This window comes from Kitasatospora sp. NPDC056327, from assembly GCF_042261735.1.
In the GTDB taxonomy this organism is placed as follows: domain Bacteria; phylum Actinomycetota; class Actinomycetes; order Streptomycetales; family Streptomycetaceae; genus Kitasatospora.
The window spans coordinates 1-11,223 of sequence record NZ_JBHJRC010000276.1 but is presented as its reverse complement, the minus strand read 5'-3'; the positions used below and the strand labels follow the sequence as shown (position 1 = coordinate 11,223).

General features: G+C 75.1%; 9 protein-coding genes. 5 read left to right on the top strand and 4 right to left on the bottom strand.

The genetic code is table 11. The features are described from left to right. Window positions 1-375: 375 nt before the first annotated feature. Window positions 376-1,980: an MFS transporter gene (locus ACFCX4_RS29315; RefSeq protein WP_376148796.1), complete on the bottom strand. Its 1,605-nt coding sequence runs from the start codon at window positions 1,978-1,980 to the stop codon at window positions 376-378. A gap of 207 nt (window positions 1,981-2,187) precedes the next feature. On the opposite strand from ACFCX4_RS29315, the gene ACFCX4_RS29310 reads away from it, so the two are divergent. The 4 genes from ACFCX4_RS29310 to lepB all read left to right on the top strand — a co-directional run bounded on the left by ACFCX4_RS29310 (window position 2,188) and on the right by lepB (window position 5,981). Further along, window positions 2,188-3,180, top strand: a complete 993-nt coding sequence (locus ACFCX4_RS29310; protein ID WP_376148790.1) for an Lrp/AsnC family transcriptional regulator — start codon at window positions 2,188-2,190, stop codon at window positions 3,178-3,180. 121 nt (window positions 3,181-3,301) lie between these two features. Continuing rightward, window positions 3,302-3,817 (top strand): GNAT family N-acetyltransferase, encoded by a 516-nt coding sequence (locus tag ACFCX4_RS29305; protein ID WP_376148787.1) that lies wholly within the window; start codon window positions 3,302-3,304, stop codon window positions 3,815-3,817. A 589-nt stretch (window positions 3,818-4,406) separates the two neighbouring features. Beyond that, a complete protein-coding gene (locus tag ACFCX4_RS29300; RefSeq protein WP_376148784.1) occupies window positions 4,407-4,880 on the top strand; it encodes a hypothetical protein in 474 nt (157 codons plus the stop codon). A gap of 351 nt (window positions 4,881-5,231) precedes the next feature. After that, window positions 5,232-5,981, top strand: a complete 750-nt coding sequence (gene lepB / locus ACFCX4_RS29295; protein ID WP_376148781.1) for a signal peptidase I — start codon at window positions 5,232-5,234, stop codon at window positions 5,979-5,981. A 102-nt stretch (window positions 5,982-6,083) separates the two neighbouring features. Here the strand turns inward: lepB and ACFCX4_RS29290 are convergent, their stop codons facing one another. The 3 genes from ACFCX4_RS29290 to ACFCX4_RS29280 are packed head-to-tail and all read right to left on the bottom strand — an operon-like array spanning window position 6,084 to window position 9,500. Then, window positions 6,084-6,878, bottom strand: coding sequence for a phosphatase PAP2 family protein (locus tag ACFCX4_RS29290; protein WP_376148793.1), 795 nt, complete (start codon window positions 6,876-6,878; stop codon window positions 6,084-6,086). Next, the gene (locus ACFCX4_RS29285; protein ID WP_376148779.1) at window positions 6,878-7,822 is read right to left on the bottom strand and encodes a YihY/virulence factor BrkB family protein; all 945 of its coding nucleotides are present in this window, start codon (window positions 7,820-7,822) and stop codon (window positions 6,878-6,880) included. The genes ACFCX4_RS29290 and ACFCX4_RS29285 overlap by 1 nt, the downstream gene beginning before the upstream one ends. Before the next feature lie 46 nt (window positions 7,823-7,868). Then, window positions 7,869-9,500, bottom strand: coding sequence for a phosphatase PAP2 family protein (locus tag ACFCX4_RS29280; protein ID WP_376148776.1), 1,632 nt, complete (start codon window positions 9,498-9,500; stop codon window positions 7,869-7,871). Window positions 9,501-9,611: 111 nt separating this feature from the next. On the opposite strand from ACFCX4_RS29280, the gene ACFCX4_RS29275 reads away from it, so the two are divergent. Beyond that, complete coding sequence (locus ACFCX4_RS29275; RefSeq protein WP_376148773.1) at window positions 9,612-10,865, top strand: phosphatidylserine/phosphatidylglycerophosphate/cardiolipin synthase family protein; 1,254 nt, start codon at window positions 9,612-9,614, stop codon at window positions 10,863-10,865. The last annotated feature ends 358 nt before the right edge of the window (window positions 10,866-11,223 follow it).

Genomic DNA, 11,223 nt, shown 5'->3' with positions numbered 1-11,223 from the left:
CTACCCGGCCGGGGACTTCGGGTCGTGGTCCCGGGCGCGGTCCGGGCGCCGGTGGCCGTCCCGTGCGCGGCGTCTGCGCACCCGGTGAAACAGGAAATCTTGCGGTCTCGGTCACCGAATTGGGCTTGCTCACCTGCCGGTGGAGCCGAAGAATTTCCTGTACTCCTCGTTCCCCGCGGGCAGCTCCTCGTCCACGGACCAGGCCCCCGCAGCACCCCGTGAGCCACCTGCTCCGTCGCCATCCGGCCGCCGGCCTGCGCGGCGCGACGGAACACGAGGCGTTCCTGCGCGAGTGGGTCGGCGGCCCGCCGAGCCGGAGAAGGGGAAGGTGCTGCACGGTGGTGCGCCGCCCCGGCCGGGGCGGCGCACCCGATGTCACGGTGTGCGCCGGAGTTCCTCGGCGGACGCGCCGTCGGCGGAAGCGGCTGAAGCAGCGGCGGCCGTTGCGGTACGCGGGGCCGGGGCCGGGGCCGCGGCCGGGGACCCGGCGGCGGGGGAGGGGCGGCCCGAGGGCGCGGCCGGGCGCAGGAGGAGGGCGCAGCCGAGGGCGGCCAGCAGGGCGAGCGAGGCCGACACGATCAGGCAGAGCCGGAGGCCGTCGAGGAAGGAGCCGCCCAGCGCGGCCAGGGCCGGTTCGGTGGCGGGGCCCAGGTCGAGCCCGGCCACGGCACCGAGGCCCTGGTCCCGCGCGGTGGCGAGGGCACGGCCCGCGGCCTCCGCCGGCACGCCGCCGTCGGCGAGCCGGCCGGGCAGGGAGTCGAGGGCACGGGTGGTCAGCAGGGCACCGAGGACGGCGGGGCCGAGGGCGCCGCCGAGCTGCCGGAAGGCGTTGTTCCCCGCGGCGGCCATGCCGGCCAGGTGGTGCGGTACGGAGGAGACGGCGGAGGCCGTCATCGGGGTGAGGACGGTGCCGATGCCGATGCCGAGCAGGACCAGGCGCCAGGCGAGCGAGCCGTAGGAGGTGCCGGCGTCGATGCCGGTCAGCGACAGCAGCGAGCCCGCCATCACCACCAGACCGGCGGTGATCATGATCCGGGCGGAGACCCGGTGCATCAGGCGTCCGACGGGGACGCCGACGACGAGGGACGTCCCGCTCACCAGGACCATCCGCAGTCCGGCCTCCAGGGTGGTCAGGTGCTGCACCAGACCGAAGTACAGGCTCAGGACGAAGAAGAAGCCGATCAGCCCCAGGAAGCTGATCATGGCAACCAGCGTGGTGGCGGCGAAGGCCGGGCTGCGGAACAGGGCCAGGTCGAGCATCGGGCTGCTGCTGCGGCGCTCCACGAGGACGAACGCGACCGCACTCGTCGCACTGAGCACCAGGGCCGCCACCACGGCGGGCTCGCCGAAGCCGTTGGCGCCGCCCTCGATCACGCCGTAGACGACCGAGGTGACGGTGACGGCAGCGCTGATCTGCCCGGGCCAGTCGAGCCGCCGGCCGTGCGGCGCCCGGGAGTCCGGCAGCAGGAAGGCCGCGACGGCGAGCACGGCCAGGGACACCGGGATGGGCAGGAGGAAGATCCAGCGCACCCCGACGTGCTCCAGCAGCACCCCGGCGATCAGGGGCCCGGAGGCCAGCGAGGCCAGCATGGACATCGCCCACACACCGATGAACCTGCCCCGCTCCCGGTGGTCGGGCACGGCGTGGCTGATCAGCGCCAGCGTGGTGGGCAGCAGTGCCGCCGCCCCCAGGCCGGAGGCCGCCTGTCCGATCCACAGCGACTGCACCGAGTCCGACGCCAGCGAGACGGCCGCGCCCAGCGCGCAGAGCGCCATGCCCGCCTGGAACACCCGCTTGCGGCCGTGGACGTCGCCCCACACGCCGGTGGTCAGGATCAGCGCCGCCATCGGCAGGACGAACGCGTCCGACACCCAGGACAGCTGGGCGGTCGAGGCGCCCAGCGTCCGCTGGATCGCGGGCAGGCTCACCGACACGGTGGTCACGGGGAGGTAGGCGACGAACACGCCGAGACAGGCCATGACGAGCGTGACGCCTCGTCCGGCCCCGGGGCGTCGCACCGTTGCGGGGTTCACGAAGTGGTTCCTTCGGCTGCGGGGCGCCGCGCGGGCACCGACTGCTGGTTGGGCAGCGACCAGCTTCGCCCCCGCCGGCGGATAGTCCCCAAGCGATCTCGGCAGATGCGGAGAAACCTCCATCCTCACGCCAGCGTGTGTCAGGATTCCTCCGTGCACGACGACCTGGACCGAAAAATCATCCACGGGCTGCACTGCGCCCCGCGGGCCTCGTTCCGCCGCCTCGGCGAGGTCATCGGCGTGTCCGAACAGACCGTGGCCCGCCGCTACAACGCGCTGCGCCGCGGCGGGGTCCTGCGCGTGGTCGGGCTGAGCAGCCCGGCCGCCCACGGACGGGCGGAGTGGATCGCCCGGCTGCGGTGCCGCCCGGACGCCGCCGGCCCCGTCGCCGAGTCCCTCGCCCGCAGGTCCGAGGTCGGCTACGCCGGCATCGCCTCCGGCGGGTCGGAGGTCATCTGCGTCATCCGCTCGGCCAGCGGCACCGGGCACGACGACGTCCTGCTGCGGCAGCTCCCGAAGGCCACCTCGCTCCTCGACACGAGCGTGGACCTGCTCATCCACGAGTTCACCACCCCGGCCACGGCCGGCTGGGCCGGCGGGGAACGCTCCCTCACCGACGAGCAGGTGCGACAGCTGATGGCGGAGCGCCCCGCACCCGCCGGGCCGCCGCTCGCCCCGACCGACGAGGACCTCCCCCTCTTCGCGGCCCTGGCGGAGGACGGCCGCGCCTCCCACACCGGTCTGGCGGAGGCCACCGGCTGGTCCCCGGCCCGCGTCGCCCGCCGGCTGGAGGCCCTGGAGGCCACGGGTTCCCTCGCCTACGGCATCGACATCCTGGCGGAACGGCTCGGCTACGAATTCAGCGCGCTCCTCTGGTTCCAGGTCGACCTGCCCGCCCTCCAGCGGATCGGCGAGGAGATCGCCCGGCACGACGAATGCGCCTTCGCCGCGGCCACCAGCGGCCGGCACAACCTCCTGGCCGTCGTCATCTGCAAGGACACCCCGGACTTCTACCGTTACCTCAGCGGCCGCCTGGCCCACATCGAGGGCATCAGGGGCTACGAGATCAGCATCCGCGCACGCCGGCTCAAGCAGTCCGTGTCCCTGATCCACCACGGACGGCTGATCCACCCGGGCTGGGGGTGAAGGGCGCGGGGTCGGAAGGCTCCGCGGTGCGAGGTTCCCCGAGGCCGTCAGGAAGACCACCGACGGCCGGGGCGGGCTGCCGATGCGGCATGCTCGTCGAACGTTCCGACCAGGAGACAGCGTGATCCCCCTCAAGCCCGAAACCATCCGCACCGACCGGCTGGACCTGCTGCCCCTGCAGGCCGATCACGCCGACGAGATGGCCGGGGTGCTGTCCGACCCCGGCCTGCACACCTTCACCGGCGGCGCCCCGGACACCGCCCAGGACCTGCGCATCCGCTACGAACGTCTGGTGGGCGGCTCGCCGAACCCCGGCGAATCCTGGTGCAACTGGATCATCCGGCTCCGCGACGACACCTGCCTGGCCGGCTATGTCCAGGCGACGGTCACCGCCGACGACCGGGGAGCCGTCGCGGAGATCGCCTGGGTGACAGGCACCCCCTGGCACCGGCGCGGAATCGCCACCGAAGCCACCCGAGGACTCGTCGCCTGGCTCCGGCGGCACCGGGTGCACACGGTCGTCGCCCACATCCACCCCGGCCACCGGGCATCCGCCGCCGTCGCCACGGCGGCCGGCCTCACCCCCACCGACCAGTCGCACGACGGAGAGACCAGGTGGCAGCTGACGATCGGCTGACGCCACCCGTCCACGGGTCTCGACGACTGCGCCACCCAGCCATTCGGCCGTGCCGGATCGAACAGCGCCTGCCGGTTCTCCAGCGCCATGCTGCCCTCAGGCGCCTCCCGAACGCAGCCCGGCTTCCTTGACGGGCCCCAGGGGTGGTCCTCCCCGCGCGCCTGCGCGGGGAGGACGCCCGTCGTGCCGCCCGGGCCGCTCACGGCACCGCCGCGCCGCGCCCGCCGAGCCGGCTCGACACGCCCCACCTCGGCCGCGGCCGCGACTCCCGTGGAGCCGGCCCGGTGAGCGGGGGCGTCCAGGGGGCCCTTGAGGGGATGTCCTCGTTCTCTGCCATGCTGCGCGTGTGGCATCTCCTGGCTCCCGAACGAAGACGACCGGTGTCTGGGCGCTGCCCCAGGACGAGCAACTCATCGGGCGGAGCATCCGCGACGCCCTGCCGCGCTCCGGCTGGCTGTGCAGTCATCCCGGCCCGAAGGGCCTTCACCAGGTGCATCTGCACCGCGACCTCGGGGAGGCCCTGGGGTGCGGTGGTCGGCAGGCGTTTCTGCTCCTGCCGACCGGGGCCCGGGCGCCTGAGGACGTTCTGGTGGACGATGCCGTCGCCCCCGGATCCGGCATCGGACGCTCGGCGATCATGCAGTTCCTCTGCTCACGCCGGCTGCGGGACGGGGAGGGCGAGGTCCTCGAAGCCGGCCGTCTCGCGGTGTGCTGGAACGAGCAGGAGGTCGGGCCCGGAAGACACCAACTACTGACCGAGGAGACGAGCCTTGCCCGGAGAGCCCTGCGAGCGGTGACCCGGCCGGCCGTCGTCGAGAACGCGCAGGGCCGACGAACGTCCGGTACGAGGATCGGCCCCGCCGCGCACGACCTCGTGACCCGCAGCGGGATGCCGCTGACACGAGGCGGCGTCCAGCGTCTGCGTCTGGCCGCCGCGCTCCCCACCGCCCGGGCGCGGACGGTCGGCACCCCGGGGTCCGCGGGTGACTCCCCGGAGGCCGGCCCTTGCCGGGACCAGGCACCGCCGTCCGCCGGTACGGTGCCGGCCGCCGACCGGAGCTGACCTGCGGGACGCCGTGTCGGACGGGCCGGATACGCTCGCGATCATGGAGACGGAGAACGAGGCGCGACGCATCGAGGCACGGCCTCGGGCCGATGGTCGCGGGGAGTGCGGCGCACAGCGCGCCGCCGCCCGCTCCTCGAAGGCCCGCGGCCGTCGGCGTGCCGCGCACCGGCCGGACGCCGTCGCCGGCGCCCGTGCTCCCCGGTGCGTCGGCGTACGGGACATCACCGCCGCCACCGTCCCCCAGCGGGGGGCCCGGGGCCGGTGGCGACGAGGTCCGGCAGCGGATCGAGGAGAGTGCCGCCCCGCGTGCGGTGCTGCCGCCCGGCATCGACCGTCAGGAGGGCGGACGTGAGCGAACGGGGTGAGGCGAACGGTCGGGCACGGCGGCAGAAGGGGGCGGACCCGTCGGAGGGCCCGCGGACCGGTTCCCGCCTGCGGCGCCTGCTCCGGCTGCTGGGTGTCCTTGCCGTGATCGTCCTGCCGGTCAACGCTTTCGTCGCCCGCCCGTTCGCGGTGCCGTCGAGCTCGATGGAGAACACGGTGCGCCCGGGCGACCGCCTGCTCGTGAACAAGCTGGCGTACGCCTTCGACGGTCACCCCCGCCGCGGGGACGTGGTGGTCTTCGACGGGCGGGGCCACTTCGTGCGAGGGGTGGCCAAGCGAACCGGTGTCCTGGAGGGACTGCGTTCGCTGGGACGGGACCTGGGCCTGATGCCGGCCGGGGAAACGATCTTCTTCATGCGCGTCATGGGGGTCGGCGGGGACCGGGTGACCAGCACGGGCCCGGGCGGGCGGATCACTGTCAACGGTGTGCCGATCGACGAGTCCTCCTACCTGGCCGAAGGCGACGAACCGTCGGACGTGGCCTTCGACGTGGTGGTGCCGGACGGAAAGCTGTGGGTGATGGGGGACCACCGCAGCGCCTCCCACGACTCGCGCGACCACCTGGGCGATCCTGCCGGTGGCTTCGTGCCCGAGCGCCGGGTCATCGGCCGGGCGGAGTGGGTGGTGTACCCGTTCGGGCACTGGACCGGCGTGGACCGGTCGGCGGCGTTCGCCGCGACAGCGGGGACGGACGGTCACCGGGACCGGCGGTAGCGCCGGCGTGCCGGCCCGACCGCCCCCCGACGACCTGCGCGCCGTCCGGCGACGACGGCTCCGCCGCGCCCGCTGCGCACCCGGTCGACTCCGCAGCAGGCCTCACCGGCCGCCGCTCACCCCGGGTTCCGCCGGCCCCTGCCGGGCGAGTTCGGGCTCCAGCCCCTCCGTGAGCGGCGGTGGCACGGACCGGCCGGTGTCGCGGCGCCACCCCTCGAACGCCCACGCCGTCGCCGCGACCAGGGCGAGGCCGAGCAGCCAACCGGCGAGGACGTCGCTGACCCAGTGCACGCCGAGCGCGATCCGGGTGCAGCCGACCCCGAGGACGCTGATCACCGCGGCCGCCCGCGCCGCCGGCAGCCACCGCCGGCCGAGCACCGGGGCGAACACCAACAGCAGCACCGCGCAGCAGGTGGCGGCCGTCATCGCGTGCCCGGACGGGAAGGAGAAGCCGGGGGCGTGCGCCACGGGATCGGGCAGCGCGGGCCGGGCCCGGGCAACGGTGACCTTCACCGCCAGGCCGGTCAGCCCGGACGCGGTGACGGTGGCGGCCGCCCAGACCGCGAGCCGCCAGGCCCTGCGCCACAGCAGCCACCCGACGGTCGCCGCGATCAGCAACCGCATCGTCAGCGGGTCCCACACGCCGTTGCTGAGGGCGCGCAGCACGGCGAGCACACCGGGGCGGTCGCGGACCGAGGCGTGCAGGTGCCCGGCGGTGCCCGCGTCGAGCCGGTGCAGCGGTGGCCAGTTCGCCTCGATCAGCACGAGCAGCAGCGCGGCCGGCACCGCCGCGACGCCGAACGCGAGGACGCCGGCGAGAAGGCGCTCGCCGAGCCGCAGGTCCGCGGTGCGCAGCGACGGGCGCAGCGGGGTGCGGTGGCGTCCGGGGCGGCGGATCACGATCCGCTCCCTTCCGGGTCGGGCAGGACCGGGCCGGGCCGCCCGGTGCGGTCGGCCTCCAGTTGGGCGGCGAAGGCGAGACCGAGGAACAGGGCGATCGCGGTCAGGTAGGCCCAGACCAGGAAGGAGAAGACGACGCTGAGCGGCCCGTAGACGGCGTCGAAGGAACCGCTGACGCGCAGGTAGAGCGTGAGCAGCCAGGTCGCGGCGAGCCAGAGCACCAGGTGGACACCGGCTCCGAAGGCCAGCCAGCTGTAGCCGGGTTGGCGGCGGCGCGGGGCCCGCCGGAAGATCAGGGCGGTGGAGGTGAGGGTGAGCAGCAGGCCGATCGGCCAGCGCAGCAGCGTCCAGGCGGTGGTGGTGCCGGTGCCCAGGCCGAAGACCTGGTCGGCCGCCGCGGCGACCCGCGGGCCGGCGACGAGGACGAGGAAGCCGGTGCCGAGGGGCAGGCCCGCACCCGCGGCCATCAAGAGGCTCCGCCCGTACTTCCGGTCGAACGGGCGGTCCCGCTCGATGCCGTAGATGCGGTTGGCGCCGCGTTCGACCTGGGACATCGCGGTCACCAGGTTGGCCAGCGCGAACAGGGCGCCGAACCAGAGCGCGACGGTGCCGCCGGTGTGGTTGCGGCTGCGGTCGAGGACGTCACGGACCAGGTCGCCGCTGGATGCGGGAGCCATCCCCTCGATACTGGCCTGCACCAGTTGGCCGACGGGCCCGCCGTGCACCGAGGAGGCGAGACCGACCACGGAGATCGCGAACGGCACCAGCGAGAGCACCATCTGGAAGGCGAGGGCGCGGGCGTGGCTGAACCCGTCGGCGTACCGGAAGCGCAGGAAGGCGTCACGGGCCAGGGGCCACCAGGAGCCCCGACGGAGCGTCAGCACCGCCTCGTCGGCGGACAGGTGCTCGTGGCCGGTCCCGACGCGGCTGGCGGTTCCCATCAGAGGCCCTCCGTCCGTCGGGGCCGGCGGCCGTGGTCGGTCCGTGTCATGCCGTTTCCCGTTCCTCTTCCGTGCGTGCTGTTTCCGCCCCTTCGAGCGGCGTGTCCCGGGCGGTGCCGGGCAGCCGCACCAGCAGGGCGTCCGGGCGGACGCTCAGTACGAGCAGCCGGCCGTCCCCGACCGGGTCGCCGTCGCACTCCCGCGGGCGGGTCCGGTCGGCGGTGAGTTCGATCCGCCGTCCGCGGAAGTGCTCCAGCGGGGCGGCCGGGCCGGGCCGGCGGGCGCCGGTGACCAGGCCGACCAGGGCGGCGCCCCAGCCGCGCAGGCCCCGCGGCTGCACCAGGACGAGGTCGAGCAGGCCGTCGTCGGGCACGGCACCGGGGAGCAGGCGCATCCCGCCCTGGAGGGCGCCGATGTTGCCGACCACGGCCATCCGGACGTGGCGCCGCACGGGGCGGCCGCCGTCGACGCACACGGTCAGCGCGAACGGACGGTCACTCAGGTGCCGGATCGCGCCGAGCAGGTAGGCGGGCCAGCCGAGGCGCTGCTTCAGGCCCCGGTGGGTGGAGGCCATGACGGCGGCGTCCAGGCCCATCCCGGCCATGGTCGCGGCAGCCCGGGCGGGCAGACCGTCGCCCTCCGCCCGCATCAGGTCGATCCGGCGGGCGTGGCCCCCGAGGGCGGCGGCCAGTGCGTCGGCCGGGTCGGCCGGCAGGCCGAGGTTGCGGGCGAGCAGGTTGCCGGTGCCGCACGGGACGACCACCAGGGCGGCGTCCGTCCCGGCGAGTGCGTCGGCGCAGGCCGTCACCGTGCCGTCGCCGCCGCAGGCCGCCACCAGCCGGGCCCCGCCGGCGACGGCACGCCCGGCCGCCGCCCGGCCGGAGTCCTCCGCGGACCCGGGCAGGAGCCGCGGAGGACGGTGACCGTGGGCGGTGACGACCGCGGACAGCCGTTCCAGCAGGGCGCCGTCCACACCCACCGGGTTGTAGACCAGGGCGACGGATCCGCGCACCGGAGCGGCGGTGGCGGTGCGGGGCCGTTGCCGGGCGGGCAGCGCCAGGGAGACCACCCACAGCGCCGCCGCGCCGTTCAGCGCGCCCGCCAGCACGTCGGTGGGGTGGTGCATGCCCCGGTACAGCCGGCTGGCTGCCACCAGCACCGGAACGGCCCAGAGCAGCGCGCACACCACCCGCCGCCACCCGTGCCGCGTCCGCAGCAGCAGCAGACCGAGGCCCCCGTACAGGGCGGTCGCCGCACCGACGTGCCCCGACGGGAAGCTGGAGGTCGGCAGCGCACCGTCGAGCCGGGCCACGTCCGGCCGGGCCCGGTCGACCAGGTGGGCGGCGGTCACGAAGAGGGTGGCCTGAAGGGCGACCGCGCCCGAGAGCAGCGCAGCGCCCCGCCACCGGCGCCCGACCAGCAGCGCGACGGACGCGAGCACCGTCACCGTCACGACGGCCGGGGTGAAGGCGAGCGCGGACAGCCACTCGCTCGCCCCGGTCAGGGCGGCGGTGCGGTGCGCGGCCAGCCAGGCCACCAGGCCCCGCTCGCCGGGATCCCACCAGCCGGCCGGCGGGTGGGTGATCAGCAGCCCGGCCGCGAGCAGCACCGCTCCCTGGGTGGTCGCCGCCAGCACCGGTACGCCGATCCGCACGGCGCGCGCCTGGGTTCTCGTCACGGACGCCGTGTCCCCCGATCCCCGGATTTCATCCCCCTGGCGTGGACCCGCCCCGAACGGGTAGCGGAGCGGCTGCCACCATCAGCCCCTCCTCCGGACGGAACACACCCGATGACCACCGAGACCGCACCCGGCCCCCGCCCCGTCGAACACGCCGCGGCCGCCTCCGGCCCCGGCCCCGTCCAACAGGCCGCTGCCACCTCCGGACCCGACCGCGGCCCGACGCTGCGCCGTCGGCTGGAGGCCCTGATCGGGATCGCCGCCACCGAAGGCAACCTGCTGACGCCGTTGCGCAACGGCGACGAGATCTTCCCCGCGATGCTGGAGGCCGTGAACGGCGCCCGGCGGACCGTCGACCTGATGACCTTCGTCTACTGGCGCGGCGACATCGCCCGCCGGTTCGCCCACGCGCTGGCCCGCAAGGCCTCCGAGGGGCTGCGGGTACGGCTGCTGCTGGACGGGTTCGGCAGCAGGCTGATCGAGCCCGGGCTGATCGACCTGATGGAGCAGGCCGGCGTCCGGATCTCCTGGTTCCGGCGCCCGGTTCGGCTCTCGCCGTTCAAGCAGAACCACCGCTGCCACCGCAAGGTGCTGGTGGTGGACGGCCGGATCGCGTTCACCGGCGGAGTCGGCATCGCCGAGGAGTGGTGCGGCGACGCCCGCCACCCGGGCGAGTGGCGGGACACCCACGTGCGGGTGGTCGGCCCCGCGGTCGACGGGATCGCCGCCGCCTTCGCGCAGAACTGGGCCGAGTGCGCCCCCGGAACGCTCTACGACGGGGCCGACCGGTTCGAGGACCACGAGCAGCCGGGCGGCGCGGTGGTCCAGGTCGTCCGGGGCTCGGCCGCCGTCGGGTGGCAGGACCTGCAGACCCTGATGCGGGTGGTGATCTCCTCCGCCGAGCACCGGCTCCGCGTGGCCACCGCGTACTTCGCCCCCGACGACTACTTCGTCGACCTGCTCTGCCAGGCGGCGCGGCGCGGCGTCACCGTCGAGCTGCTCGTACCGGGGCGCCACACCGACAAGCGGGTCTGCCAGCTGGCGGGCGAGCGCCATTTCGGGCGGATGATGGCCTGCGGGGTGACGGTCTGGCAGTACGAGCCGACGATGATGCACGCCAAGGTCCTCACGTTGGACGGCACGATGTCCGTGATCGGTTCGGCGAACTTCAACCGCCGCTCGCTCGACCACGACGAGGAGGTGGTGCTGGCCGTGGTGGACGAGGAGTTCACCGCCCGGCTGGACCAGGACTTCGACCGGGACCTGACGCGCAGTGAGGCCCTCACGCCGTCCCGCTGGCACCGCCGCGGCCCGGCCCGGCGCGCGATGGAGGCGGCAACCGCCCCGATCCGGCACTTCCTCTGAGCTTGTCGCTTGTCGAAGCCGTCCCCACGGCCTGCTCGACGGGCCGCTGAGCGAACGCTCGTGGTCACGACGCCGTTCTGCCGGCTCCTCCGTCACCGGACAACAACCCGGCTCCTGTCCGAGCGCCCACGGAGCCGGTCCGTCCGACCTGCCTGTGGCCCTCCGGCGGTGTCCCCGAGGCACAGCTGGAGGGCGGAGTCCTCGTCGAGGCACTCGGGGGCGGCCGGCGAGCCGGCCGCCCCCCGCCCCGCGGGGCCGGCGGCGGGGGCGGGGGCGCCCCCCCCCCGCCCCGGGGGGCCCCCCACGACTCCGCGCGCAGCGGCCCGGGCTCCTCGGGCACCGGCTCCCCGTCCACGCC

Excerpts from the sequence above, each read along its gene's own strand:
- ACFCX4_RS29275 (WP_376148773.1), top strand. The coding sequence starts at position 9,612 with ATGACCACCGAGACCGCACCCGGCCCCCGCCCCGTCGAACACGCCGCG.
- ACFCX4_RS29285 (WP_376148779.1), bottom strand. The coding sequence starts at position 7,822 with ATGGGAACCGCCAGCCGCGTCGGGACCGGCCACGAGCACCTGTCCGCC.
- ACFCX4_RS29315 (WP_376148796.1), bottom strand. The coding sequence starts at position 1,980 with ATGGCCTGTCTCGGCGTGTTCGTCGCCTACCTCCCCGTGACCACCGTG.